Genomic DNA, 26346 nt, shown 5'->3' on the forward strand with positions numbered 1-26346 from the left:
CCCGACGAGAGGACCCCACGCGTGACCAAGCTCGACAAATCCACTCTCCGCATCGGCGACGACGAGCGAGAAGAGGCCCTCGAAGCCTTGACCACGCACAGCCGCCAGGGCCGGCTGACCATCGACGAGTACGGCGACCGCGCCGAGGCCCTGAACGAGGCCCGTACGCAAGCGGACATCGAGGCCCTCTTCAAGGACCTCCCGGAACCCCGCCCGTCCCTCACCGTGCCCACTCCCGACACGGCGCTCACTCCGGCGCCCCACCCCGCCGCACCGGAGCCCCGCCGGGGCCCCCTCGGCCTCCCCGACCGCCCGACCCGCGCCACCGACCGCTTCGCCGGCACCTTCCTCGGCGTCCCCGTAGGAGCCGTCGCGGCCGCGGGCGTCAGCTACGCCACCGGCAACTGGCTCTTCATGTTCCTCGCGGCCCCGATCGCCTTCGCGGCGGACCGGCTGTCGCGCCGGGGGCGGAAGGGCTGAGGGGACGGAAGGGCTGAGAGGCGGGCGGTCGGTCTTCCGGAAGGGAGAGGTCATGCCGCCCTCGTCCGCCGGGTGCCTCTCCGATGCGCAAGGTGAGGCGGGGTCATGCGAGATCCGCGAGAAGCGACGGCAGGGCCACCTCTTCCTCGACGCGGACTCCGGACTCGGCCAATGCCGGTGCCAGCGCGGGGTCCCAGGACGCGTCGGCCGGCAGGCCCGTCAGGGGCGGCAGCCGGGGAACAGCGGCCACCAGCGCCCGGTAGTCCGTGGCCGTGTACCGCCAGGGGCGCCACGGCACGTGCTCCAGCAGGACGCTCGCGATCCGGAAGCCACCCCAGTCGAAGTCTCCGTGGTAGAGGATGCGCGTGCCGCCGCCGTGGAGCCGGCGCAGGAGGGTCAGGGCCGCGGCGGAGGGCTGTCCCTGGAGGCAGACCAAAGGGGGGCAGCGCGCGCCGTGGGCCTCGGCGGCGGCCGCCAGGACGGCCGGGTTCTCGCAGACGCGTACCACCGGGGGCGCTGCGACGGGCGGGCGGCCGGCGAGTTGGCGGAGGGTGAGGACGGTGGGCTCTCCGGTGTCCGCCAGCCAGTCCATGGCCGGGGTACCGCGCAGGTTCAGGGTGAGAACGGTGGAGGACAGTTCGTCGCGCAGCAGTCCCGCCGAGGCCCACGCATCGCGCCGCCATTCCGCGCCAGTGCCGTCGGGAAAGCCGGTGAGGGCACGGGCTCCGGCCAGGGTGAGCGTGGCCAGGGGCGTTCCGTCGTCCAGCGCGTGCGCGCTGCCCAGTACGCGGGCGGCGAAGGCCGGCAGGGAGACGGCGGGTTCGGCGGGAAGCCGCCGGAGTACCTTCGCGGCGTCGGCGGTCAGCCGGCCCGCGGCCTGGGGGGTGCGGGCGAGGCGTCGTACGAGACTTCGCGTGCGGGGTTCGGTGGCCCACTCGGCGAGGCCGGGCCGCTCGCGGGCGAGCGTCCCGAGCGGCCGGCACGCCTCCTGCCAGGCGCGGGACTCGTCCTCCTGTATCAGGCGGAGCGGGGTGACGGGACCCGACAGCGCTTCGACGGCCGCGGCCAGGCCGTCCCGGCTCGCACCGGAGCGGCGCAGGACCTCGTCCACGGCGTCGAGCCGGACGGCCAGCGACCGGCCGCCGCCGGGTGCGCGGCCCAGCAGGCGCTCGACGGCCGTGCGCTGCGCCTCTGTGGGCGATGTGAGGGAGACGGTTCCGGTGAGCGGCTGTTCGCGTTCGAGGCGCCGCCGTACGCGCTCGACCAGCCACGCGAGGGCGGGGTCACCGAGCAGGCGGCGGAGGCGGTCCGGGTCGGTCCCGCCGGGGGAGGGCGGCGGCGTACTCATGCCCACAGCCGGTCCTGGCCGTCCGCCGCGGCCGTCGGCCCGCCGGGCTCCGGCGCTTCCACGGCCGCGGCCCCTCCCCGCGCCTCCGCCGGATCCTCCCCGCGCGTCCGTACGGACCCGTCCCACTCCCAGCGGGTGACCAGGACCGCCGCCACCTCGTCGGTCCGGGAGAGCTGGGCGATGGCGATACCGGGCACCTGTGGGTAGCAGGCCCACTCCCGTTCGCTGGTCATCACCACGTCCAGGTCGAAGGCGTGCAGCAGGCCCAGGCACTTGGCCCGCGAGTCGTCGTCGACTCCGGCGAACGCCTCGTCGAGGGTGACCAGCCGGGGTGCGTGCGGGTTGCCCGCGCTCGCGTAGTGCGAGGACGCGGCGGCGAACAGGGGCACGGACACGGCGAGGACGCGCTCGCCGCCCGATGCCGGGCCGGTGGCCGGGACCCAGCGGCCCTGCTGGTGCCGTTCGACGCCGAACTCGTGCCAGGCGCGGTAGTCGAGAGCGGTGGTGAGGTGTTCGAGCCGGCTGCCGGCGGCGTCGTCGGTCTGCTGCCGGGCGATCTGCGCCTGGAGGAACTCGCCGACCGCCGCCCGGTCGCCGGGGGCCCAGGCGTCGGCGGACTGCCGGAGGTGTTCCCGCACCCGGTCGAGTCCCGGCGGAGCCTTGCGGGAGGCCCGCCACACCAGACGCAGCTTCATGCCGGTCGAGGTCGGGCGTTCCTCCAGTTCGGCGTTCATGGCCCGGACCCGCCGTTCCGCCGCGCCGATCAACTCCTGGAGGGTGCCCGCCACTTCGGTGATGAGGTGGGTTTCCAGGAGCTCCCGTTCGTGGGCGGACAGGATGCGGGTGAGCTCGCCGACCTCGGTGGCGAGGGCCTCGGCGAGTTCGGGGACGGCGCGCTCCCGCCCCTGGTAGACGATGTCGACGACCATGCCGTCCTCGACCATGCGGGCCGAGGCGGTGTGCCCGTGCCGGGACAGGGCGTCCTGGAGGGTCTTGAGTTCCTCGCTGAGGCGCCGCTGCACGCGCTCCCAGGCTCCGTCCGAGTCGTCCGTCGCGGCCAGCTCGGTCTCCATGGCCCGGGCCAGGGCGATGGCCGGCGTGGCCGCCCACGGCCCGTCACCGGCCGGCGGCACGGCCAGGTCGGGCAGCGCGACGGCGATCAGCCCGGTGCCGGCGAACCGCCGCAGGCCCGCGATGGCCTCGGTCCGGGCCGACGCCGCCTCGGCGATCGCGTCCTCCAGCTGCTCGATGCGGCCTTCCGCGCGGCTGGCCCGCCGGTCCGCCTCGGTGTGGTCCTCCCGTGCGCGGCGCTGCTCGTCCGCACACGCGCGGAGGGACGCGGCGGTCTCGCCGAGGCGGCGCTGGAGTTCGGCGACGGCCGCGCCGACCGTGGAGCGCAGGGTGTCGTGGCGCTCGGCGGCGGCGGTGGCCACCCGGGCCGCCTCCTCGGCCCGGACCGCGTGCTCGGCGGCCCGCCGCCCGGCCTGCTCGGCCTCGTCGCGTTCCTCCACGGCCTGCCGGGCCGCCTCGGCGCGCTCCCGCAGGGCGGGCCACAGATCGGCGAGGACGAGGGCGAGGCCGGTGAGGGCCTGGCGCACGGCGGCGAGCTCGGCGCGGTCGGACGGCAGACCCACGTCGGCGGCGGTGGTGGCGAACTCCGAGGCCGCCCGCTCGGCCTCCTCGGTCGCCCGGGCCAGGCCGGCGGCCCGTTCGTCGCGGCGGGCCCGGTCCCGGCGTACGGCCTCGGCCGCCGCGGCCACCCGGGCGTACGCCTGCCGCAGCGGCGCGTCGTCGGGCACGGCGGCCAGCTCGGCGTCGAGCGTGTGACGGCGCGCGGCCACGGTCCCGGACTCGGCCTCGGCGGCGTCCAGTTCCTCCCGGAGCGTGGTGAGTTCGGCGTCCAGCGCGGCCATCCGGGCCCGGCGCGCTTCCTCGCGGGCGCCCTCGCCGACGTACTCCGCGGTGGGCTTGGCCCAGCGTCCGGTGAGGACGCCGACGCGGAACCGCCCGTCGGCGGCGACCCAGTCGGCCGCGCCGCCCTCCTCGCCCAGCCCGATCGCCGCGAGCAGCCGCGTCACCGTCTCCTCGGCGACGGCCGCGGCCCGGGGATCGCCGTGGTCCGGGGCCGGGCGCAGCGCGTCGGCCAGGGACGGCCCGGGCACCGGTCCCGTCCGCGGCGCGAGCAGCACGTCGTGCCCGTCGGCGCCGAGGGCCGTGCCGTCCGGGCGGACCCAGGCGTCCAGCAGACCGGACGCCTCCAGAGCCGCCTCCAAACCGGCGCGGTCCGCGTCCCCGAGCCCGTCACGGAAGTCGACGAGCCGCCACAAAGGGGCACCTTCCACGCGCTCCCGCAGCTCCGGGGTGCGAGTGTACGGGGCTTCCGGCCCGCGCTGCCCGCCGGTCGTGAGCGCGGCCAGTTCGCGTTCCACGTCCCTGACGCGCGTCCGGAGCCCGGCCTTGCGCTGGGTCAGGCCGGCCGCCTGGTCGGCCAGCCGCTCCGCCGCGGCGCGGTGGGCGCGCGAGGCGTGGGCACGGGCCGGGCAAGGGCCTTCCAGACGCCCGGCCCAGTCCTGGAGTTCGTCCAGGACGCCCACCGGATCCGGGTAGGCCAGCTCCCGGCACTCACCGGCGTGCCGCCGCACCGCGTCCAGCAGGGCGCGCCCGGCCGCCGCCGCGTCCTCCTCCGCCCGGTGCCGCGTCTCCTCCGCGACGGCGAGGTCGGATTCCGCTTCGTCGAGCCGCCGGGAGGCCGCCCGGCCCTCCTCCGCCGTCCGGTCGGCCAGGCCGGCGAGGCGTTCCACATGGTCCAGCGTGCGCCGCCTGCGGTCCATCGCGGCCTCGGCCGCGTCCCGGGCCGGCTCCTCCGGCAGGACGACCAGGGCCTCGCCGGCCGCCTTCCGGGCCCGGGTGAGATGGTCCTTCGCCTGGCCTTCGGCCGTGGCCAGCCGGTTCCGGGCCGCGCCGAGCCGGGCCAGTGCCCGCTGGTGGAGATCCGCGGCCTGCCGCTGATCGGCTTCCGCGCGCTTCCGCTCGTCCGCCGCCCGGTCCGCTTCACCGGCCGCCCGCTCCAGTTCCCGGGCACTGCGCATCTCGGGCCCCGCGCGCAGGGCCGCGTCCTGGGCCCGCAGCCGGGTCTCCGTCTCCTCCAGCCCGGCGAGGCGTTCCGTGGCGGAGGCGCGGTCTTCCTCCGCGCGGGTCCGGTGCGCCTGCGCTTCGGCGAGGTCGCGCTGGAGACGCTCGTAGCGGGAGTGCTCGGTGCGGGGGAGCCGGGCCCGCCGGCGCGAGGCGATCCGGGCGTAGCGGCGGTAGTGCTCCAGGAAGGCCGCCGCGGCCCGCTCGGCCTCGGCGGCGGCCCGCAGCTCCTCCTTCTCCTCGTCCAGGGAGCGGAAGGCCTCCGCCGCGTCGGCGACCACGGCCTGGTCCATGGGCGGCAGCGCCTCGGTCAGCGCCCGGGACAGGGCGGCCTCGTTGGGCCGCTTGGACAGCTGGGGCTGGCGCAGCTGGATGAGCAGGTCCACCAGGGCCGCGTAGCGCTGCTCGCCCAGCCCGAACAACGCCTCGTCGACGGCCCTGCGGTACGTCCCGGCCTGGTCGTAGACCATCCCGTGCCCGGCGACGGCCTCGGCGAGCCGGTCGCGGGTGAGCGCGGTGCGGGTGGCGTCGAGGAGGCTGAGGTCCCGGCCGATCCGCTGGTCGGTGACCGTGTACCAGTGCCGGGCGATGCCCCGCCCGGCGACGGCCTTCAGTCCGCAGGCGAGGGTACGGAAGTGGTTCTCTCCGGTCGTCGCGTCCCGGCGGCCGAACTCGATCCAGGTGTAGCCGAGCCGTTCGGAGTGCGGGTGTTCGCCGCCGAGGAGCAGGTTCCACTCCATGCGTTTGCCCGGGTCGCCGTCGGGTTCCACGCGGCGCGGGGTGAGATCGCCGTCCAGCAGGAACGGCAGGGTCAGGGCGAGGACCTTGGACTTGCCGGTGCCGTTGTTGCCGCGGAGCAGCAGCCGCCCGTCACGGAAGTGGAACTCCTCCTCGTCGTAATGGAAGAGGTCGACGAGACCGATGCGCAGCGGCTGCCAGCGGGTGCGGGTGGGAACGGGAAGGGCGGTCACTGCCGGTCGGCCTTTCGCTGCTGTGGCATGCGGGACGTACGGGGTTCCCGGACGACGGTCTCGCCGACGGCGTACCGGGCGAGCGCCGGGCGGGGTGTGATCACGTCGTCCCGGCGGGTGATCAGGCCCAGGGCGGTGAGCTTGGCGAGCGCCTGCTCGACCAGTTCGCCTTCCGCGCCCGGCTCCTTGGCGGTCTTCGACCAGAATCCGCCGTACTGCCCGGCGAGTTCACGGACCTTGCTGCGGAGGGCGGCGACGGTGACCGGCCCGTCCGCCGCGGCGAGGTGCTCGGTGAGGAGCAGCGTGACATGACCGTGGGTGCCCTGTTCGGGCATCCGGACGTCGGTGAGGTCGTCGTCGGGGTCGACCATGGCGATGCCCTCGGCCCGCACTTCGGGGACCAGCCCGGTCAGTTCGGTGATCCGGGCGGTGAGGAAGCCGCGCTGCCGGGTGAGGTAGGCGAGCTCGGCATCGGTCAACTGGTCGTAGTACAGCACCGGATCGTCGAGCAGGCGGCGGGTCAGCGCGCGGCGCATCGCGAGGAACCGCAGGTCGTCGCTGTCCAGAGCGGTCTCGGCGACCAGTTCGGCCAGCCGCTCGTCGAAGGATCCGGCGCGTACGGTGGACGGTCCCCGGCGGGTGGCGAGCAGACCGGCCAGCACCCGGCGCTCGACGTCGTACAGCACGTCGCCCGCCCCGTTGACGTACGCCTCCTCGTCACCGGCCACCCGCCGCAGCACGCCGAGCTTCAGCAGCACCCGGACGACGGCGGCGAGGTCGAGGCGCTCGTCGCGGCGGTCCAGCGTGAACCGGATACCGGCGGCGACCAGCGGCGGATCCGCCGCGTCCAGCACCACCTGCTCGGCGAGCCGGCCGAGAGCCACCTGTGCCTCACCGCGCTCCAGTGCGGCCAGGGCGAGGCAGAGCAGGACGTACCGCCGGCGGGTGAAGGGGGCACCGGCCCGGCCGGCCTCCCGGGCGGGGTGCGTGGGGTCGGCGGGATGGCCGGGCACCTTGCGCAGGCGCGCGGCCTCGGCGTCCACATGGAGGGTCCAGCCGGTGTTCCGGTCGAACCAGGCACGCAGCTCCGACGCGTGCCGGCGGACCAGCCGGAACTCGTCCGCACGCGGCCCCCGGGCGAGCAGCAGCGGCTCCCGGAGCAGCGCGCGGGCCGCCTTGCGCAGCTCGGCGGAGTGCTGCCCGTCCAGAACCTCGGCGAGCGGGGTGCTCATCTCCCGGCGGCCCTCTCGGTCAGGTCGATGATCTCGACGGTGTGGTCGGGGCCGCGGAAGGTCCCCCCCGGTGTGGTGATCTCGGCGGTCGTGCCGTCGCCAAGGGCGGTGAGACGGATCTCCATCGAACCGTCGTTGCTGGTGGCCGACGTGCGCGTCATCCCGGGCCGCCAGGTGGCCAGAGCGTCCCCGAGGAGCTGGAGGAAGAGACCGAACGCGAGCGGATCGAGCTCACCGAGAGCGGAGAGCCGCGTCACACCGTCGGTGGCGAGCCGCGCCCGGGCGGCGGCCGTCTCCGCGGCCTGCTTCGCGGCCAGTTCGGCGAGATACCGGCGGGCCTCGGACCGGTCCTGCACCCTGCGGGGCTTGCCGCGCCGCTCGTAACTGCCGGTGCGCCGCAGCTGCGGGCTGATCCGCAGGGGCTCCGCGTCGGCCCAGGGCGTGCCGGCGGACACGGGCCGGGCCGCGCGGCCGGCGAGCGTCTCGGCGTCGACGGTGAGGTGGCGGGCGGGGTACAGCCCGAAGGCGGTGCGCCACAGCCGGTGCCGGGCGTCGTCGTCGGGCGCCTCGGCGAACCAGCGGGCCAGGGCGCGGAAGTCGGCGGACCGGTCGGAGCGCCCGGCCCTGCGCTCGTTCAGCGCCCGGACCACGGCCAGGAGCTGGGGGATCGCCCCGAGCGCCCGGCCGCGCAGCAGCCGCGCCTGCGATTCCCGCCCGTTCCGGGTGAGGAACCAGGCGGCGAGCCCGTCCCAGCGGCCGGCCCACCGCGCGTACGCCTCGCGCTCGGCGTGCTCCACGTCCTCCGGGGCGGCGTCGGCGGCCTCGCGGGCGGCGGCGCCGCGCAGGAGGGGGACGATCGCGTCGCCGTCCTCCAGCTCCAGAATCAGCTGGGCGATGCGCCCGCCGAGCGTGATCAGGTCCTGGATGAACCGCTCCAGGTACTGGATCAACCGGTCCTTGTAGGCGAGGAAGACCTCTTCCTCGACGTCGTGGAGGTCGATGGTGCGCTGCAACGACCCCATGAACGCCCGGGCGTTGTCCGCGAGGGCCGCGAACCGGCTGCTGAGCGCGTCGAGCGCGAGGTACGTCTTGGCCGGGTCCGGTTCCTCCTCGGCCGCCAGGACGAGCAGGGCGCGCAGATGCGTGACGATGTCGTGCAGCGCCACCGCCTGCAACGCACCCCGCCGCCCGAGCGCCTCGTCGTACGCCGCCAGCGCTTCCTCCGCCGCCTCTCCCGCCTGGGTGAGCTGGTAGACGTACCGCTTGCGGTAGAAGTCCTCGACGGCGGTGACACGGGCCGTGTCCGGGTCGGCCCGCAGATTGCCCCACTCGACGAGGCTGTCGAGCGCCTTGCCGACCGCCTCCGGCTCCGCGGGGAACCCGCCGGCGACCAGCGCCGCCTGCACGTCCTCGGGACGCAGATGCACCGCGAAGCGCTCCTTGGCGCTGAGAAAAGCCCGCATCGTCCGCCGGTACAGAGCGGAGTTGGGCGCGGTGAGGTGCGCGAAGGGGGCGTACCCGGACGGGGCCGGGGCCGGGGCTGCGGGGTCGGGCGTCGGAGTCATGACCCGATCATTCTGCGGGATGGCCGGTCACCCGAGCATGCGAAGCCGGAATTGTCACAGATCATCATCGGTGTGCCCTCCGTACGCCGGTCGCACGGGCAGGCCCGCGCACATCCGACGGGCCAGTGCCGCCGTCTCCGCGAGCAACGCCGCCGGCTCCTGATGAAGGTCGAGCGCGTGCTGATGGATGACGGTCCCCGCGTGCCGCACCCGGTGGGCCGCGTGCGGCGCGTTGCCTTTCGCGTAGACGAGGTGCCCCTCGCGCAGCCCCAGGGCGGTGCAATAGGCCGGCTCGATCTCCTGGCACGGTGCGCCGAGCCGGTTTCTCGAGCCGCTGGGAGCACACCACGTACAGGGGTGAGGGGCAGGGGGGATGTGGCCGGGGCTTCCCGGGCCGGCCATTGTTCCGTACGACGCGGTGGACTGCCGCCGACCGGTGCGGCAGCGTTCGCGTTACCGGCCGTCGGCCGGCCCCGAGGACCCCGTCGAGGTGGTTCGGAAGAAGTCCCGCCCCATCATGGTCGACCCGTGGTGCGTGCCCCCGCTGATGTGATTGTGCACGTCACCGCCGGTCCCGATCGACTGTGCCCGCTGCCACCACTCGTCCAGGTCGCGCCGGAACCGTGCGTCCAGGGCGGCGCGCACGCCCAAGGCCGTCACCAGGGCCTGGGCACGGTCGGGGTCGCCGGGAGCGTCCCGCAGAGCCGTGAGTTCGGGCTGGGCCGTGCTCACCTGGAGAGACGGGTCCGGTTCGGGGGAACCGTCGTCGCCGTGCCGGAACGGGCGGCGGACCAGGGAAGCCAGGCCCTGCCACACCTGCCGGCCGGCCTCTCCGCCGGCGCCTCCGGCGAGGGCCACGAGAACGCTCGCAGAGATCGGATTTATGGACGGGCTCCCCGGGTCGGCTGTGGTGGTTGCACATCCTAGGGCGTCGCGCGCTGCCTTGGCAGGGGCATCTTTTGCCGTTGCCCCGTCAGGTCGTTGTGCGGATCGTAGAGTTTGCGCGTGGCCGACGATACGTACAACAGCGTGGACGGGCAGGCGCGGATGGGCGCGGTCTTTCAGGCCCGCGACATCGGTGAGGTGCATCACCATGTGCATGCCGCCCCGCCGCCGCCGATTTCGCATCAGCTGCCGCCCGCCATCGCCCACTTCGAGGACCGGCGGGCCGAGCAGGAGCGCATCCTCCGGACACTGGACGGGCGTTCGGACGGAGGCGAGGCTCCGCTCGTCGTCGCGCTGACCGGTATCGGCGGGGTCGGCAAGACGGCGCTGGGTTCCACGTCGCCCGGCGGATCAGCGACCGGTTCCCGGACGGGGTGCTGTACGTCGACCTGGATGACCTGCGGCGGGACGGGGTGGTCGAGGTCGCGGACGCGGTGGGGGAGCTGCTGTCCGGGCTCGGGGTGGCCGCCGGGTGGCTGGATCGGTCGTTCGCCGGGCGTTCGAAGCAGTACTGGACGCTGACGCGGGGCAAGCGCCTGCTCGTGGTGGTGGACAACGCGCGGTTCGGCAACGAGATCCTGCCGCTGCTTCCGTCGTCCGGTGGCGGTCTGGTGATCGTGACCAGTCAGGGGCGGCTGCACGATCTGGACGGCGTGGCCGCGCTGGAGATGCCGATGAGACCGCTGGCGGTCGAGGACGCGGTGTGCCTGCTGCGGCACATCGTCGACGACGCGCGCCTGGCGGAGGAACCGGACGCCGTGGCCGAGCTGGTCCGGGGGTGCGGCGGGCTGCCGGCGGCGTTGCACGTGGCCGGCCGGTGGATCCGCCGGCACCGGCGGCGGAGCCTGTCCCGGCTGGTCGCGGAGCTCTCGGCCGAGTTGCACGAGAGGGGCATCCCGATGGTCGAAGCGGTGTGGGACGCGGCGTACGCGGGGCTGGGGCCGGAGGCGGCGTGGCTGTACCGGCTGCTGCCGGAGTTCCCCGCTCCGGTGGTCACGGTTCCGGCCGCCGCGGCCCTGCTGGGCGGCGGTGCGCCGCCGGCCGAGGACGCCCTGGACGAGTTGGAAGGCGCGGGCCTCCTGGAGAGCCGGCCCGAAGGGGCCCGGATCCACGACCTGCTGCGCGGGCACGCCGAACGGCGGTCCCGCGAGGAGGAACACGACGGGGGCGGCAGGCAGGAGGCCCGTGAGCGGCTGGTCCGCTGGTACCGGCGCCAGGCGCACCGCGCCGACCTCCTGGCGGCCGGTCCGCGCATGACGTTCGCGCCGCCGATCCCGGAGCTCCCCGGCGTTCCCGACGTCGAGTTCGCCGGCAAGGCGGAGGCGCTGCGCTGGATGGAGTCGCACCGGCTCGCCCTGTACGGCTGCGTGCGGATCGCCTACGAGTGTGGCCTGTCCGAGGACGCGTGGGCCCTCTGCGAGCCGCTGTGGACGCACTTCCTCGACCATCCGCACTACGCGGACGTCATGGACGCCTTCGGCAGGGGACTCGCCGCGGCGCAGCGTCAGGAGCACGTGCCCGCGGCGATCCGCATGCGCTGCCAGCTCGCCCGTCCCCTCTGGGAGCAGGAGCGCTACGAGGAGGCGGCCGAGCAGCTGCGGCACGCGGTGAACGCCGCCGGGACGCTGGGCGACTCGACGGGCGAGCGGAAGCTCAAGGCGTCCGTCGTGGAGTTCCGCGGCAAGCTGAAGTCCGTCCAGGGCGACTGGGCGTCCGCCGTCGTCGACTTCGAGAGTTCCCGGCAGGAGCACGCGGCCATCGGGAACGCGTACGGCGTGCTGCTCCAGACCCACCTCCTCGGATGCGCCGCCGCCGGGATGGGCGAGTACGCGCGGGCGGTCGAACTGCTCACGGACGCGCATCGGATGGCCGAGGAGCAGGGCCGGGAGCGCATGACCGCCCGTACGGGCTTCGAACTCGGGCGCGCGCTGCGCTGCGCGGGGCGCCCGGCGGAGGCGGTCGCGCTGGTCCGGGCCGCCCTGGACAACGCCAGGCTGCGCGGTTCGACCACCGACGAAGCGCGCGTGCTGGAGGAACTCGCCCGGCTCGCCGACGAGGCGGGGGAGACGGAAGGGGCGGAAGAGTACCGGGCGGCGGCGCGTCTGCTGGCCGAACGGTGTGGCGGGCTGTCGAGTTCGTAGGTGCTGCTCCCCCTCAGAGCTCGTGGTCGAGGTCGGTGTCGTCGGGCCGGGACACGACGGCCCGGACGGGGAACGGGCCGACGTCGCACACCAGCGTGACCGGAAGCGTCGGTTCGGGCCGGGCGCCCCCCAGCCACGAGTGGACCGCCGAGATCACGGCCGCCGGATCCGCGCGCAGGACGCGGCCGTCCGTCCGGTGCGGCTCGACGCGGACGCGGAACGTCCCCGCCGTGCGGTGCCGCAGCAGGCACCGTTCCGGTGTGAGGATCGCGGCGGCGGTGCGGCAGTACGGCGCCTCGTCCAGCGTCCGGGCCGTCCAGCCGCCCGCCGTCCACGTGCTCGTGTGCGGGCTGCCGGAGGCGGGCCGGGCGCGGCGCCAAAGCACCGCCGCGCTCTGCGTCTCGCGGGGGCCGGCGTGCGGGGACTCGGCGGCCAGGTGGTGAGCGGTGAGGGTGGTGTCGGCCGGGAAGCGCTCGACGGAGATGCGGAGGCCGGCCACCCGGGTCCGTACCGCGTAGGCCGCCGGACCGTTCGGTGCCGCGGGCTTCCTCGGCGCGGGCAGGGGGTGTGGTCGTACTGGCACCGTCCGCGGCCGGAGGCCCAGCAGCCGGTACAGCTCCTCCCGGAGTCGCGGGAGCGACTCGCCCGGGAGGTCGAACGCGGCGTCGGCGCACTTGCGGACGTCCTGTTCGGCGGCCGCCCGCAGGGCCTCCGCCAGGCCGGCGGGGTCCGTCAGCCGCGGCGCCTGTTCGAGGAGCGCGGCCATCGGGGTGCCCGGTATGAGCTCGCTCCCCCCGTCGTAGGCGCCGACGACGGGCCGTCCGAGGGCGGCGGCGTAGAGGGCCGTGGAGCCGTGGTCGGTGACCACGGCGTCGCAGGCGACCAGCAGGGCGGCCCACTCCTCGTACGGCTCGGCCAGGACCACGCCCGCGCGCAGGGCGGGCGCCAGGTGCCGGGAGAGGTCGTACGCACCCAGCCTGCTGTGCTCGTTGGGGTGCAGGACGAGCGCGAGCTGGTACGCGTCGTGGGGGAGGACGCGCGCGAGCGCGGCGGGCAGCTCGGGCCGCCGCGCCAGCAGCGACTCGCGCCCCCAGGTGGAGGCGAGGACGACGAGGCGGCGCTCCCCCGTGCCCAGGGCGGTGCGGTAGTCGTCCCGGTGGGCGAGCGAGGCGAGGAGGCGGTCCAGCGTCGGGTCGCCGACGACCGTGGCCCGGGCGGCGGCCGGCGGGCAGTGTTCGGCGAGGCGGTCGAGCTGGTCGCCGTGCGCGAGCGCGTGGAGGGCGGCCCAGGGGCGGCCGTCGACGAGGAGGAAGCGGGGGTCGAGGCCGGACGGCAGGTGTGGCGAACCCTCCTCTGGCAGCGCCTTGTTGAAGCCGGCGCCGTGCGGGAGCAGCACGTGCGGGCCGGACAGGACGCGGATCGCGCCCTTCGGGCTCGCGGTCAGGATCAGGTCGTGAGTGCGGGAGCGGGCGTCGTCCCAGGTGAGGAGGCGGGCGCCGGAGCGGTCGAGGGCGGCGAGGGCGTCCACGTCGAAGTCCGAGCCGGGGACGAGGGCGAAGCGGGCGGCGATGCGTTCATCGCCCTCGAAGACCGGGAGGACGTCCAGGAGCCGGTGCAGGGCGCCGGCCGAGCGGACGGCGAACAACACGCACGCCTCCGGCCTCCCGCTGCCCGCTGCCCGCTGCCCGCTGCCCGCTGCCCGCTGCCCGCTGCCCGCTGCCCGCTGCCCGCTGCGTAAAGCCTGTCATCGTACCGGGTGCTTCGGCATAAGGGAACAAATCACCCGTATCGATGTCAGGAAGCTTGTCAGGGGTCCGGTACGCATGACCGCGATCGTACTGGCGGGCGAGCCCGGCCTGGGCCGTCCCCGGCTCCTCGCGCGCGACGGCCGACGCGTGCGAGGAGTCCCGAAGCGGTCAACCGGCCGCCCGGCGCGGGGAAACGGTTCTCTTAGCCCGCGTAACGCGACGGCTCCCGCTGCGGCGGCCCGCAGGGTGGTGAGCCCGAGGTGGCGGAGGGGGGTGGTGAGACGCCGCGGAGCCGGCGGAGGAGCGGCAGGAGGCGGGCGAGCGGCCAGACCGCGCGGCGGTCCGGACGTCCCGCTCCCGGTGCGGTCAGGAGAGGCGGTTCGGAATCGGCCCGCGCGTCCGTACCCGCTTCAGCGGAGGAGGCGTAGGAGGCGGAGGAAGTGGAGGAAGTGGAGGAAACGAGGCGCGGCTCCGTGGAACCACGGGCCCCGGAAGGGGAGTCGACGGAACGCGGACGGAACTGATCGCGGTACGCCTGGGCGCGCATGTAGGCGCTCACGGCCCGCGCGGGGTCGAGCGGCATGACGTCTCTGCTCTCTTGCCGGTGGTCGAGGGACGCGACGGCGCCGCCGTACGACGGGGCGGCGCGGGTCACCTCAGCAGCGCAGGACGGCGTTCCGCGCGTGGGGCGCCGGGAGCGACGACGGAGGGGCTTGAGGGGTAGCCGGGCGGTCCGGGGTGACGGCGGAAGGCGCGGCGGGAGCGGCCGGCCCGGCGCGATGCCGACGTTGTACGCCGGTCGGCGCGCCCTCCGGTTCGACGGCGTCCGCCGTACGGTCGTCGGACAGGCCGAACTCCGTGGACGAGGAGCTCTCCTCCCGGCCGCGGTCGCCCGCCGCCAGGGCGGGGTCGCCGCCGGACAGCACCAGCAGCAGGGAGACCAGCACGGCGGTCACGGCCTGGAGAACAGGTCGTGTGCGCGCGGGACCCCACCGAGACATGAACCCATCGTAATCGCTCAACTACTCTATGCGCATCCCTCCATAGGGTGAGAAGACCCCCCTGTCATGTGATGACGGTGCATCAGGATCTTTGCGGCGAACTGCCCGCCTCACACGGCATGCGACGGACGGCCACCGCGCTCGTCGCCACCGACGCCGCAGGCGCCGCTTGGTCCACGCTCAGACGTGCTCCATGGCCACGACGATGGTCGTACCGGCTTCCAGGGCCTGGCAGATGTGTGGGACGTCGCCCGGATAGCTGATGTAGTCGCCGGGGCCCAGCTCCAGCGGCTCGTCGCTGAGGCCGATCAGTGCCCTCCCCGAGGCGACCACGGCATGTTCTGTCGTGCCGGGCGAATGGGGCTCGGACGTCTTCGGGGCGCCCGGTTCCACCCGGAGGACGTAGAGGTCGCGGCGGGCGTGGGGCGGACAGGAGGCCAGGAGGGTCACGGTGTAGTCGGCGTGCTCCGAGGGGACGGTGGCACCCTCGCCGAGGCGGAGCACGGTGACGCGGGGCCGGGGCGGGTCGACGAGCCGGCTGAACGGGACGTCCAAGGCGACGCCGAGCGCCCACAGCGTCTCCACGCTCGGGTTGCCCGTGCCGGACTCCAGCTGCGACAGCGTGGATTTGGCGATGCCGGCACGCTTCGCCAGTTCCGTCAGCGACAGGCCGATGCGCTCGCGCTCGGTCCGGATGGAAGCGGCGATGCGGGCCAGCGGCGGGCGGGCGGTGCGCTCCGGCCGGCCCGGGCCCTCCGGTGGGTGTTCGCTGTAGCGGTCCACTTGTTCTCCTTGACGAACGGCGCCTACGGTGTTCATTCTATCGACCATGCGTTCGCTATGGAGAACACTCGATCCTTCCGTGCTGCGGAACATAGGGGCGGTGGGTGCGGCGCTGGGCCTCGTGGGCGCGTCGTTCGGCGCCATCGCCGTCTCCGCCGGACAGCCCGCCTGGGTGCCGCTGGTCATGTCCCTGGCGGTGTTCGCCGGCGGGGCGCAGTTCGCGACGCTCGACATCGTGCTGGGCGGCGGCGGAGCCGTCGCCGCGGTGGCCGCCGGGCTCGTGCTCAACGCGCGCCTGCTCGTGTACGGCCTGACGGTCGCCGACGTCCTGGCGCTGCGCCGGCCGGCCCGGCTGCTCGGCAGCCACCTGCTGGTCGACCAGGCGGTCGCGTTCGCCCGCGCCGAACAGGACCCCGCCCGGCGCCGGGCCGCCTACTTCGTGAGCGGGGGCGTCCTGTTCGTCACCTGGAACGCGGGCACCCTCCTCGGCGCCCTGGCCGGCCGGGCGGTGGGCGACGCGGACGCCCTGGGGCTCGACGCCGCCGAGCCCATGGTGCTGCTGGCCCTGGTGCTGCCCGCGCTGCGGGAGGCGGGCCCGCGCCGCGCCGCGGCGGCGGGGGTCGCGGTGGCGCTGGCCGCCGCGCCCTTCCTGCCGAGTGGCGTGCCGGTGCTGCTGGCGCTCCTAGGGTTGCCGTTGGCGCTGTGGAAGACGCCGGTGCCGGCCGGAGGCGCGGTCTCCGCGGGGAAGGCGACGGAGGCGGCACCCGGCCGGGGTACGGAGCTCCGGGCGGGGCTCTCGGAGTCGTCCAAGCACTCCGAGTCGTCCAAGTTCTCCGAGTCGTCCAAGCTCTCCGGTCCCTCCAAGCTCTCTGGTCCCTCCAAGCTCTCCGATTCCTCCAAGCTCTCCGAGCCCTCCAAGCTCTCCGGCCCGTCGGTGGGTGAGCCCCGATGACGATTCTCTGGACCATCCTCGCCCTCGCCGCCGGTACGTACCTCCTCCGCCTCTGCGGCCCCCTCCTGCACAGCCGCTTCGAGCCGTCGGGACGCGTCCGCGCGGTGCTGTCGGCCTCCGCGACCGTCCTGCTGTGCGCCATGGCGGCCGTGTCGGCGCTGACGGCCGGTCACGGCTTCGCGGGCTGGGCGCGTCCCGCCGGTGTCCTCGTCGGCGCCGCGCTGGCACTCCGGAAGGTCTCGTTCCTGATCGTGGTGGTGGCGGCAGCGGCCACGACCGCCATTCTCCGGTTGCTCGGGGTGAGTTGAGGGACGGGAGGGGTCGGCCGGGGCGCGGGGGAAAGGGCTTCATGACGTCGGACGAGGCGTCACGCGTGTCATTGGGCCGAATGGAGGCGCCCTTTTCCCTAGAATCGCCGGATGTACATAACCAGCGCGTTCCCCGGAGGGGTGATCCGGTGAACAGGTCAGAGGCCACCGACGAGCAGTGGGAGGGGCTGGCCGAGGTCGTGCCCTTGCGCGGTCATCACACCTGGCCGTCCTGGTCCAACCACCGGTCGCTCCCCGAGGAGGAGCCGGAGACGGAACCGAACCAGCGGAGGCTCGTGGTCCTCCGGGTGCAGATCTTCGCGGACGCCCGCGAGGTCGCGGAACACCTGATCGGCGGAACGCCCGTGCTGCTGGACCTCACCAGCGCGGACACCGACGTCGCCAAGCGCATCCTGGACTTCTCCAGCGGTGTCGTGTTCGGGCTCGGCAGCGGCATGCACCGCGTCGACACCAATGTCTTCCTGCTGACCCCCGAAGGTACGGAGGTCGCGTCCTCGTACTCCGATCGTAGGAAGAACGACAGGCTGAAACGGTTTGGCTGATCCACCGCGCCATACGGTCCGGGCATGTCCGTCGCACCTCACGGTCCGGTCGCGCAGGCGCGTGACGTACGGGGCGCCCGGCCGTCCGCCGCGGCCGCCTCGGCCGCCGCGCACCGGCCCCCGCGCCCCGTCGTCACCGAACTGCGGCTCTCGGCCTTCAAGTCGCACCGCAACGCCGCCTTCGCTCTGGCCCCGCTGACCCTCTTCCGGGGCGCCAGCGGCACCGGGAAGTCGAGCGTGCTCCAGGCGTACGAGGCGCTGGCCCGGCTCGCGGGAGGCGACGGGCTGGCCGAGGCCCTCGCGCCGGTGGCGGGCGGTGCCCCGGCCTGCGTCCCGCACCGGGCCCGGCCGGACCCGCAGGGGCGCCGCGGGTTCCGGATCGGCTGCACGGTCGACGGGCCCGTGGGTCCGGTCCGGCTGGACCTGGCCGTCCAGGCCGAACCGGACGTCCGGGTGGTGGGCGAGCGGCTGACGGGCGCCGGGCGGACGCTGCTGACCACCGCGCTGCGCGACCCCGGACTCCCGTCGGTGGAGGCGGCGTGGCACACGGCCGGGGCCGTCCCGGTCACCCGCGCGCCCCTGCCGGACGACCGGCTGGGCACCGCGCTGCTGCCGCTGCGGGTGGCGGGCAAGACGGCGGGGCAGCGGCTGGTGCTCGACGCGGCGGAGCAGGTCGTCGTCGCCCTGCGCTCGGTCTTCCCCTGCGACCCCCGGCCCGAGCTGATGCGGACGCCCGTCGCGGCGCGGGACGGCCGGCTGCGGAGCGCCTGCGACAACGTCGCCGCCGTGCTGGGCCGGACGGCGAGCGAGTGCGCGATCCGGCACGCGGCGCTGGTGAGGGCGGCGGACGCCGGATGCCGCGGCCGGGTGGAAGGGGTGGAGGCGCGCACACTGGACGGCGGGTTCGTGCGGGCCGTCCTGGCGCGGGGCGCCGGGGCCACGACCCCGCTGGAACGGCTCGGGGACGGCGAACTGCGGTACCTCGCCCTGTGCTTGGTCCTGCTGACGGGGCCGGACGTGCTCGCGGTGGAGCCCGCCGCCGAGGTGCTGTCCGCGCTGCAGGCGCTCACCGTGCTGGCGGACGGCCTCGACCGGTGCCTCGACCCGTTCCAGGCGCGGGAGTTGGTGGAACTCGCGGCGCGCATGTGCGAGCGGGGGCACATCAGGCTGGTGGGTACTGTGCGGGGCGAGGTGGCGGAGGTGGCGTCAGGGGTGCCGGGGGTGTCGATGGTAGATCTGGAGGCATGACCGAGCACCACGGGTCCGCTCCGGACCGGCACCACGAATCCTCCCCGGACCTCGACACCCTGCGGCGCAGGCTGGCGGAGTTCGCCGCCGCGCGCGACTGGCAGCCCTTCCACACGCCCAAGAACCTCGCGGCGGCGCTCAGCGTCGAGGCGTCCGAACTCCTGGAGATCTTCCAGTGGCTGACGCCCGAGGAATCCGCACGGGTCATGGCGGATCCCGGGACGGCGGAGCGGGTGAAGGACGAGGTCGCGGACGTGCTCGCCTATCTCCTGCAGTTCTGCGACGCGTTGGGGGTCGACCTGCCGGCCGCCCTGTCCGCCAAGATCGAACGGAACGAGCAGCGGTTTCCGGTAGCGGCGGGGGCGTCGAACATGCGTCAGGGTTCGCCGGATCGTCACTCTCCGGAGTGATTGAGTTGTCCACAGCGGATTTGGTATCCACAGATTTCTGAATTCCCCTGGCTTTTCCGGCGGTTAGTCATCACTCTGGGTAGTGAGAGCGCACAGGCGGAAACTGGGGGAGCGGCAATGGACGCACTGCGGTTGATCGAGGCCACCCGGCTCGCCCTGGCCGAAGCCAGGACGATGCAGGACATCGTCGCCGAGGCCTGGCAGACCCAGGCCTTGGCCCAGGCCGTGGGCGGTCACTTGGCCGCTCACGGCCCCTTCGAGACACGGGCCGCGGCGTGCGGGCTGAACGAGGCCGGCGGCCGGGCCTCCGGGGCGCTGCGGCAGGTCGCCCTGCGCTCCGGAGGCTTACGCGCGGCGCGGCTCTCGGCCGTCCGCGACCCCTGGGGGGTCCTGACGGAACTCGCCGCGCTCCTCGGTGACGTGGGCATCGCCCTGGTCGGTGTGGCCTGCGCCTGCGAGGAGGACGGCCTCTACTGGCAGTGCATCGAGGCGATCGACGCGGCCGACGAGACCGAGGACCGGGTGGGCGGGCTGCTGAGACGGCTCGCCCTGCGGGAGAGAGGGGGCGCCGCATGAGGTACGGCGCGGGGCATGGGTCGGGGCATGGATCGGAGTACGGGACGGGATCCGGCCCGGGGTGCGGGCGGTCAGCCGTCGGTGGCGTCCTCGCGGGCGGGCGCGGGCTTGACGGGGGCGGGCTTGGTGGGCGCGGGTTCCCCGACCGGGGACTGCGTGGGCTCGTCGGTCGAGGACCGCGCGGGCTTCTCGGCCGAGGACTGCAGGTCGGCGTCGAGCCGCGACAGGTCGGCGTCCAGCGCCGCCATCAGCTCCTCCATCTGTTGCAGCAGGCCCTTCGGTGGGTCCTGACGTGGGGAAGCGGCCTGGTGGGGCACCGCCTCGGCGGGCACGGCTTCCTGGTGCATGTGGCCTCCTCGGCCCTGGGCTCCTCCCGGGCGGAGGAGCGGCATTACGGTCGTCGCCGCCGGTGGGGAAAACCGGTGCGCGGGCCGGGCGGTCCGGCTCCGCCGAAGCCAACGATCACCGTGCGGGCCGGACACTGGCCGCTGCCCGGACGGCCGGTGCGAGCGGGGGAGATTCACCCGACAGGGGCCGGTGCGGCGGTGCGGGGGCGGTGCGTTGACCTGTGTTCGAAGGTGCAGGATGGTCGTTATGCACCTGCGTATCTTCACCGAGCCCCAGCAAGGGGCGAGCTACGACACCCTCCTCACCGTGGCCAAGGCCACCGAGGACCTCGGCTTCGACGCCTTCTTCCGCTCCGACCACTACCTGGCCATGGGCTCCTCCGACGGGCTGCCCGGACCCACCGACGCCTGGATCACCCTGGCCGGGCTGGCCCGGGAGACCCGGCGGATCCGGCTCGGGACGCTGATGACCGCGGGCACCTTCCGGCTGCCGGGTGTGCTGGCCATCCAGGTGGCGCAGGTCGACCACATGTCGGGCGGCCGCGTCGAGCTGGGTCTGGGCGCCGGCTGGTACGAGGAGGAGCACACCGCGTACGGCATCCCCTTCCCCAAGGAGAAGTTCGGGCGCCTGGAGGAGCAACTCGCGATCGTCACGGGACTGTGGGAGACGGAGGTGGGCTCGACGTTCGATTTCGACGGCAAGCACTACCGGCTGGCCGGCTCCCCCGCGCTGCCCAAGCCCGCCCAGTCCAGGGTGCCGGTACTGATCGGCGGCCTGGGGGCGTCCCGGACGCCGCGGCTCGCCGCCCGCTACGCGGACGAGTTCAACGTCCCCTTCGCGTCCCTGGCGGACACCGAGCGGCAGTTCGGCCGGGTGCGGGCGGCCGCCGAGGAGGCGGGCCGGAAGCCGGACGACCTGGTGTACTCCAACGCCCTGGTGGTGTGCGTGGGCAAAAACGACGCCGAGGTCGCGCGGCGGGCGGCGGCCATCGGACGGGAGGTCGACGAGCTCAAGGCCAACGGTCTGGCGGGCTCTCCGGCCGAGGTGGTCGACAAGATCGGCAGGTACGCGGAGATCGGGGCGTCCCGGGTCTACCTCCAGATCCTGGACCTGGACGACCTCGACCACCTTGAGTTGATCTCCGCCGAGGTCCAGAACCAGCTGGGCTGAGGCCGGAGCCGTCGCAGCACCGGCAGCACCCGTAGCACCAGCAGCACCAGCAGGACCAGGAGAACGAGAGCCGCCCGCGATGACCCCACCCCGCACACCGCTCGCCACCGCGCTGGCGCGCGGGCCGCTCGTCCTCGACGGCGGCCTGTCCAACCAACTGGAGGCGCAGGGCTGCGACCTGTCCGACGCGCTGTGGTCGGCCGGGCTGCTGGCGGACGGTCCGGAGCAGGTCGAGCGGGCGCACGCGGCCTATGTGCGGGCGGGCGCGCGGGTGCTCATCACCGCCGGCTACCAGGCCACCTTCGAGGGGTTCGCCCGGCGGGGCGTCGGGCGGGAGGAGACCGCCGGGCTGCTGCGGCGCGGCGTCGAACTGGCGCGGCGGGCGGCGGCCGAGGGGGAAAGGGAGGTGTGGGTCGCCGCGTCCGTCGGTCCGTACGGGGCGATGCTCGCGGACGGCAGCGAGTACCGGGGGCGGTACGGGCTGACGGTGGCGGAGCTGGAGCGCTTCCACCGGCCGCGGATCGACGTGCTGGCCGCGGCCGGGCCTGACGTCCTGGCGCTGGAGACGGTGCCGGACGCCGACGAGGGGCGGGCGCTGCTGCGGGCCGTGCACGGGTGCGGGGTGCCGGTCTGGCTGTCCTACAGCTGCGCCGGCGGGCGGACCCGGGCCGGGCAGCCGCTGGCGGAGGCGTTCGCGCTCGCCGCCGGGAACGACCAGGTCGTCGCCGTCGGCGTCAACTGCTGCGAGCCGGGCGAGGTGGCGGACGCCGTGCGGGTCGCGGCGCGGGTGACCGGAAAACCGGTCGTGGTGTATCCGAACAGCGGGGAGGGGTGGGATGACGAGGCACGGCGATGGCGGGGTCGGCCCGCCTTCGATCCCGGCATGGCGGACGCCTGGGTGGCCGCGGGGGCGCGGCTCGTCGGCGGCTGCTGCCGCGTCGGGCCGGAGCGGATCGCGGAGCTGTCCGCCCGGCTGGAGGGCCCGGGCTGAGGGTCGGCCGGCGGGAGGCGGTCGGAAAACCGGTGGGGGAGGAGGCGGTTCCACGGCGATACTCGGACGCGTGTTCCTCACCATCACCACCACCGGCCATGACGATGTTCCCGCGACCGACCTGGGCTTTCTGCTGCACAAGCATCCCGGGCGGGCGCAGCGGTTCTCGACCTCCCACGGCACCGCGCACGTCTTCTACCCGGAGGCGACGGCGGAGCGCTGCACGGCGGCGCTGCTGCTGGAAGTCGATCCCGTGGCGCTCGTCCGGCGGGGCGGCGGAAAGGGGCGCGGGGGCGCGCCCGACGCGGCGTTGGCGCAGTACGTCAACGACCGCCCCTACGCCGCGTCCTCGCTGCTGGCCGTGGCCCTGGGCGGCGTCTTCTCCAGCGCGATGAAGGGGAAGTGCGCCGCGCGGCCCGAACTCGCCGAGCGGCGGCTGCCGTTGCGGATCGAGCTGCCCGTGGTCCCCGCGCGCGGCGGCGCCGCGCTGGTGGAGCGCCTCTTCGCGCCGCTCGGCTGGACGGTGACGGCACGGCCGCTGCCGCTGGACGAGCGCTTCCCCGAGTGGGGGGACTCCCGGTACGTCGCGCTGGTGCTGGAGGGCGAGCAACTGCTCGCCGACGCGCTGCGGCAGCTCTACGTGCTGCTGCCGGTGCTGGACGACGCCAAGCACTACTGGGTCGCCCCGGACGAGGTCGACAAGCTGCTCCGCTCCGGCGAGGGCTGGCTGGCCGCCCACCCCGAACGGCGGCTGATCGCCGACCGGTTCCTGGCCCGCCGCCGCTCCCTCGCCCGGGACGCCCTCGACCGGCTCGCCCTGGCCCGCCTCGCCGAGGCCGAGGGCGCGGAGCCGGAGGAGCTCGACAACGCCGTCGACGAGACGGTCGACACCGAGGAGAAGCCGGTGCCGCTGGCCGTGCGACGGCGCGAGGCCATCGTCGGTGCCCTGCGCGCCGCCGACGCCGCCCGGGTGCTCGACCTGGGCTGCGGACAGGGCCAGTTGGTGGGGGAGCTGCTCAAGGACACCCGGTTCACCGAGATCGTCGGTGTCGACGTGTCGGTGCGCGCCCTCCGGGAGGCGTCGCGCAGGCTGCGCCTGGACCGCATGCACGAGCGGCAGGCCGCCCGGGTGCGTCTCTTCCAGGGCTCGCTCGCCTACACCGACCGGCGCCTGGCGGGCTACGACGCCGCCGTCCTCAGCGAGGTCGTCGAGCACGTCGACCTGGCGCGGCTGCCGGCGCTGGAGCACGCGGTGTTCGGTGCCGCGCACCCCGGGACCGTCGTCGTCACCACGCCGAACGTCGAGTACAACGTCCGCTGGGAGTCCCTGCCCGCCGGGCACGTCCGGCACGCGGACCACCGTTTCGAGTGGACGCGCCAGGAGTTCCGCGGCTGGGCCGGCGCGGTGGCCGAGCGGTACGGGTACACGGTGGAGTTCCGGCCCGTGGGCCCCGACGACCCCGAGGTCGGGCCGCCGACCCAGATGGCGGTCTTCCGGCGCGACGCGAGCGCCGCCTCGGGCGGCCCTGCCTCGAACAGCGCCGCCTCGAACAGCGCCGCCTCGGACAGCCCTGCATCGAACCATGCCGCCCCGAACCCCGGCGAAACCCCCGCCGACCCCGACACGACCCCGAAGGAGGCGAAGGCCGCATGAGCACCACCACCATCACCCCGCACGGCGCACCGGAGGCGGGGGTGCGCACCCTCGCCGTGCCCGACCTCTCCCTCGTGGTCCTCGTCGGCGCCACCGGATCGGGCAAGTCCACGTTCGCCGTCCGGCACTTCGCGCCCACCGAGACGCTCTCCTCCGACGTGTGCCGGGGGCTCGTCAGCGACGACACCAACGACCAGGCGGCGACCGCCGACGCCTTCGACGTCCTGCACTACATCGCCGGCAAACGGCTCGCCGCCGGGCGGCTCACCGTGGTGGACGCCACCAACGTCCAGCCGGAGGCGCGCAAGGCCCTGATCCGGCTCGCCCGCGAGCACGACGTGCTGCCCGTCGCGATCGTCCTCGACGTCCCCGAGGAGGTCTGCGCCGCCCGCAACGCCGCCCGCCCCGACCGGGCCGCGCTCCCGCGCCGCGTCATCCAGCGCCACCAGCGCGAACTCCGCCGCTCCCTCCGTCACCTGGAGCGAGAGGGCTTCCGCAAGGTGCACGTCCTGCGGGGAGCGGAGGAGATCGAGGCCGCCGGGATCGTCCGGGAGCGCCGCTTCAACGACCTGCGCCACCTCACCGGCCCGTTCGACATCGTCGGCGACGTGCATGGCTGCCGCGCCGAGCTGGAGAGCCTGCTCGGCCGGCTCGGCTACGCGATCGAGCGCGACGACCGGGGCCGCCCGGTGGACGCCGTGCACCCGGCGGGCCGCACCGCCGTGTTCGTCGGCGACCTCGTCGACCGCGGCCCGGACAGCCCCGGCGTGCTGCGCCTGGTGATGGGCATGGTCGAGGCGGGGCACGCCCTGTGCGTCCCGGGCAACCACGAGAACAAGCTCGGCCGCCACCTGGCCGGCCGCACCGTCCGGCACACCCACGGCCTGGCCGAGACGATCGAGCAACTGGAGGCGGAGGACCCGGAGTTCCGGGAGCGCGCCCACGCCTTCATCCGGTCGCTGGTCAGCCACTACGTGCTGGACGGCGGGGCGCTCGTGGTCTGCCACGCCGGTCTGCCCGAGAAGTACCACGGCCGCACCTCCGGCCGCGTCCGCTCGCACGCGCTGTACGGCGACACGACGGGGGAGACCGACGAGTTCGGCCTGCCCGTGCGCTACCCGTGGGCCGAGGACTACCGCGGCCGGGCCGCCGTCGTCTACGGCCACACCCCCGTCCCCAGTGCCACCTGGCTCAACAACACCATCTGCCTCGACACCGGCGCCGTCTTCGGCGGCAAGCTGACCGCGCTGCGCTGGCCCGAGCGCGAGCTGGTGGACGTGCCCGCCGAACGCGTCTGGTACGAGCCGGCCAGACCACTCGCCCAGGACGCGCCGGGCGGCACCGACGGCCGGCCCCTCGACCTCGCCGACGTCACCGGCCGCCGCGTGGTCGAGACCCGGCACATGGGCCGGCTCGCCGTGAAGGAGGAGAACGCCGCCGCCGCGCTGGAGGTGATGAGCCGCTTCGCCGCCGACCCGCGGCACCTGCTCTACCTGCCGCCGACGATGGCCCCCTGCGCCACCTCCCGCGAGGACGGCTACCTGGAGCACCCGGCCGAGGCGTTCGCCGCCTACCGCGCCGACGGGGTCCGGCAGGTCGTCTGCCAGGAGAAGCACATGGGATCGCGGGCGGTGGTCCTGGTCTGCCGGGACGCGGAGACGGCCCGCGAGCGGTTCCACACGCCGGAAGGCGTGCCGGGCGCGATCGTCACCCGTACCGGACGGCCGTTCCTCGACGACCCGGAGACCGCGCGGCGGCTGCTGACGCGCGTGGCGGAGAGCGTCGAGGGCGCCGGGCTGTGGCAGGAGCTGGGCACGGACTGGCTGCTGCTGGACGCCGAGCTGATGCCCTGGTCGCTGAAGGCGGGCGGGCTGCTGCGCCACCAGTACGCGGCCGTGGGCGCCGCCTCCCGCGGCGTCTTCCCGGCGGCGCTGGCCGCGCTGGAGTCCGCGGCGGCCCGCGGCGTGGACGTCGAAGGGCTGCTCGGGCACCAGCGTGACCGCGCGGCGGACGCGACGGCGTTCGCGGAGGCGTACGGGCGCTACTGCTGGCCCGTCGGCGACCCCTCGCGCGGCTGGCCGGGCGAGCCGTCCCCCGACGAGCTGTCGCGTCCCGCCGGCACCCGGCGGACGGACGGCCTGGACGGCATACGGCTGGCGCCGTTCCAGATCCTCGCCGCCGAGGGCCGGTCCCTCGCGAGGCTGCCGCACGACGGGCAACTGGCCCTGATCGACCGGATGATCGAGGCCGAGGAGCTCGCCGCCGCGCTCACCAACCAGCCCTGCGGCTACCGGCGTCCGTGGACGAACCGCGTCCTCGCCCCAACCCGCCGGCTCGTCGTCGACACCGAGGACGAGGCGTCCGTGGCCGCCGGCGTCCGCTGGTGGCTGGACCTCACGGCCGCCGGCGGCGAGGGCATGGTCGTCAAGCCCCTCCAGGCGTACCTCCGCACGGAGGGCGGCGGCCTCGTCCAGCCGGGCGTCAAGTGCCGGGGCCGGGAGTACCTGCGGATCGTCTACGGCCCCGAGTACACCCGCCCGGACAACCTCGCCCGCCTCCGGAACCGCCACCTCGGCCACAAGCGGTCGCTGGCCCTCCGCGAGTACGCGCTGGGCCTGGAGGCCCTGGACCGGCTGGCGGACGGGGAGCCGCTGTGGCGGGTGCACGAGGCGGTGTTCGCGGTGCTGGCCCTGGAGTCGGAGCCGGTCGACCCGCGGCTGTGAGGCGGCGGGTGGGGCCGGCGGGTGGGGTGCCCCGGTCCCTCCCCTTCGCCGATTCCC

Annotated in this window: 20 protein-coding genes and 2 pseudogenes; 12 read left to right on the forward strand and 10 right to left on the reverse strand. The window is 74.7% G+C overall.

The window, feature by feature from the left end; translation table 11 throughout:
* Nucleotides 1-21 precede the first annotated feature (21 nt).
* A complete protein-coding gene (locus JNW98_RS10565; RefSeq protein ID WP_223767881.1) occupies nucleotides 22-480 on the forward strand; it encodes a DUF1707 domain-containing protein in 459 nt (152 codons plus the stop codon).
* A gap of 103 nt (nucleotides 481-583) precedes the next feature.
* Here JNW98_RS10565 and JNW98_RS10570 read toward each other — a convergent pair whose 3' ends face one another.
* The 6 genes and pseudogenes from JNW98_RS10570 to JNW98_RS10595 all read right to left on the reverse strand — a co-directional run bounded on the left by JNW98_RS10570 (nucleotide 584) and on the right by JNW98_RS10595 (nucleotide 9586).
* Nucleotides 584-1828 carry a TIGR02679 family protein gene (locus JNW98_RS10570; RefSeq protein WP_223767882.1) on the reverse strand — a complete coding sequence of 415 codons (1245 nt, stop codon included), beginning with the start codon at nucleotides 1826-1828 and terminating at the stop codon, nucleotides 584-586.
* Nucleotides 1825-5931: a TIGR02680 family protein gene (locus JNW98_RS10575; protein ID WP_223767883.1), complete on the reverse strand. Its 4107-nt coding sequence runs from the start codon at nucleotides 5929-5931 to the stop codon at nucleotides 1825-1827. The genes JNW98_RS10570 and JNW98_RS10575 overlap by 4 nt, the downstream gene beginning before the upstream one ends.
* A complete protein-coding gene (locus JNW98_RS10580; protein ID WP_223767884.1) occupies nucleotides 5928-7163 on the reverse strand; it encodes a TIGR02678 family protein in 1236 nt (411 codons plus the stop codon). Before JNW98_RS10580 ends, JNW98_RS10575 begins: the two co-directional genes overlap by 4 nt.
* Nucleotides 7160-8728 carry a TIGR02677 family protein gene (locus tag JNW98_RS10585; RefSeq protein ID WP_223767885.1) on the reverse strand — a complete coding sequence of 523 codons (1569 nt, stop codon included), beginning with the start codon at nucleotides 8726-8728 and terminating at the stop codon, nucleotides 7160-7162. The genes JNW98_RS10580 and JNW98_RS10585 overlap by 4 nt, the downstream gene beginning before the upstream one ends.
* Before the next feature lie 54 nt (nucleotides 8729-8782).
* Nucleotides 8783-9016: pseudogene (locus JNW98_RS10590) on the reverse strand (hypothetical protein); the annotation flags it as partial.
* 165 nt (nucleotides 9017-9181) lie between these two features.
* Nucleotides 9182-9586, reverse strand: a complete 405-nt coding sequence (locus JNW98_RS10595) for a hypothetical protein (protein WP_223767886.1) — start codon at nucleotides 9584-9586, stop codon at nucleotides 9182-9184.
* Nucleotides 9587-10047: 461 nt separating this feature from the next.
* On the opposite strand from JNW98_RS10595, the gene JNW98_RS10600 reads away from it, so the two are divergent.
* Nucleotides 10048-11814, forward strand: a complete 1767-nt coding sequence (locus JNW98_RS10600) for a tetratricopeptide repeat-containing protein (protein WP_223767887.1) — start codon at nucleotides 10048-10050, stop codon at nucleotides 11812-11814.
* Nucleotides 11815-11827: 13 nt separating this feature from the next.
* On the opposite strand, the gene JNW98_RS10605 is transcribed toward JNW98_RS10600, so the two are convergent.
* The 3 genes from JNW98_RS10605 to JNW98_RS10615 all read right to left on the reverse strand — a co-directional run bounded on the left by JNW98_RS10605 (nucleotide 11828) and on the right by JNW98_RS10615 (nucleotide 15346).
* On the reverse strand, nucleotides 11828-13462 hold the full coding sequence (locus JNW98_RS10605; RefSeq protein WP_223767888.1) for a CDP-glycerol glycerophosphotransferase family protein: 1635 nt from the start codon (nucleotides 13460-13462) through the stop codon (nucleotides 11828-11830).
* Nucleotides 13463-14218: 756 nt separating this feature from the next.
* Complete coding sequence (locus JNW98_RS10610) at nucleotides 14219-14563, reverse strand: hypothetical protein (RefSeq protein WP_223767889.1); 345 nt, start codon at nucleotides 14561-14563, stop codon at nucleotides 14219-14221.
* A gap of 180 nt (nucleotides 14564-14743) precedes the next feature.
* On the reverse strand, nucleotides 14744-15346 hold the full coding sequence (locus JNW98_RS10615; protein WP_372459209.1) for a helix-turn-helix domain-containing protein: 603 nt from the start codon (nucleotides 15344-15346) through the stop codon (nucleotides 14744-14746).
* Between the two features lie 79 nt (nucleotides 15347-15425).
* Between JNW98_RS10615 and JNW98_RS10620 the strand changes: the two genes are divergently transcribed.
* From JNW98_RS10620 to JNW98_RS10645, 6 genes are all read left to right on the forward strand, one after another.
* Nucleotides 15426-16298 (forward strand): AzlC family ABC transporter permease, encoded by an 873-nt coding sequence (locus tag JNW98_RS10620; RefSeq protein WP_308015547.1) that lies wholly within the window; start codon nucleotides 15426-15428, stop codon nucleotides 16296-16298.
* Nucleotides 16295-16606, forward strand: coding sequence for an AzlD domain-containing protein (locus JNW98_RS10625; protein WP_223767890.1), 312 nt, complete (start codon nucleotides 16295-16297; stop codon nucleotides 16604-16606). Before JNW98_RS10620 ends, JNW98_RS10625 begins: the two co-directional genes overlap by 4 nt.
* 149 nt (nucleotides 16607-16755) lie before the next feature.
* Nucleotides 16756-17169, forward strand: a complete 414-nt coding sequence (locus JNW98_RS10630; protein ID WP_223767891.1) for a cell division protein SepF — start codon at nucleotides 16756-16758, stop codon at nucleotides 17167-17169.
* Between the two features lie 24 nt (nucleotides 17170-17193).
* Nucleotides 17194-18417, forward strand: coding sequence for an AAA family ATPase (locus JNW98_RS10635; RefSeq protein WP_223767892.1), 1224 nt, complete (start codon nucleotides 17194-17196; stop codon nucleotides 18415-18417).
* On the forward strand, nucleotides 18414-18827 hold the full coding sequence (locus tag JNW98_RS10640; protein WP_223767893.1) for a nucleotide pyrophosphohydrolase: 414 nt from the start codon (nucleotides 18414-18416) through the stop codon (nucleotides 18825-18827). Before JNW98_RS10635 ends, JNW98_RS10640 begins: the two co-directional genes overlap by 4 nt.
* 117 nt (nucleotides 18828-18944) lie before the next feature.
* On the forward strand, nucleotides 18945-19403 hold the full coding sequence (locus JNW98_RS10645) for a DUF6099 family protein (RefSeq protein ID WP_223767894.1): 459 nt from the start codon (nucleotides 18945-18947) through the stop codon (nucleotides 19401-19403).
* Nucleotides 19404-19567: 164 nt separating this feature from the next.
* Here JNW98_RS10645 and JNW98_RS10650 read toward each other — a convergent pair.
* Nucleotides 19568-19750 (reverse strand): annotated as a pseudogene (locus JNW98_RS10650) (hypothetical protein); the annotation flags it as partial.
* 247 nt (nucleotides 19751-19997) lie between these two features.
* On the opposite strand from JNW98_RS10650, the gene JNW98_RS10655 reads away from it, so the two are divergent.
* From JNW98_RS10655 to JNW98_RS10670, 4 genes are all read left to right on the forward strand, one after another.
* Entirely contained in the window at nucleotides 19998-20921 is a 924-nt protein-coding gene (locus JNW98_RS10655) for an LLM class F420-dependent oxidoreductase (RefSeq protein ID WP_223767895.1), read from the forward strand.
* 79 nt (nucleotides 20922-21000) lie between these two features.
* A complete protein-coding gene (gene mmuM / locus JNW98_RS10660; RefSeq protein ID WP_223767896.1) occupies nucleotides 21001-21912 on the forward strand; it encodes a homocysteine S-methyltransferase in 912 nt (303 codons plus the stop codon).
* A 70-nt stretch (nucleotides 21913-21982) separates the two neighbouring features.
* Complete coding sequence (locus JNW98_RS10665) at nucleotides 21983-23566, forward strand: 3' terminal RNA ribose 2'-O-methyltransferase Hen1 (protein ID WP_223767897.1); 1584 nt, start codon at nucleotides 21983-21985, stop codon at nucleotides 23564-23566.
* A complete protein-coding gene (locus tag JNW98_RS10670; RefSeq protein ID WP_223767898.1) occupies nucleotides 23563-26289 on the forward strand; it encodes a polynucleotide kinase-phosphatase in 2727 nt (908 codons plus the stop codon). The genes JNW98_RS10665 and JNW98_RS10670 overlap by 4 nt, the downstream gene beginning before the upstream one ends.
* Nucleotides 26290-26346 lie beyond the last annotated feature (57 nt).

It is taken from the genome of Streptomyces huiliensis (assembly GCF_020037025.1).
In the GTDB taxonomy this organism is placed as follows: domain Bacteria; phylum Actinomycetota; class Actinomycetes; order Streptomycetales; family Streptomycetaceae; genus Streptomyces; species Streptomyces huiliensis.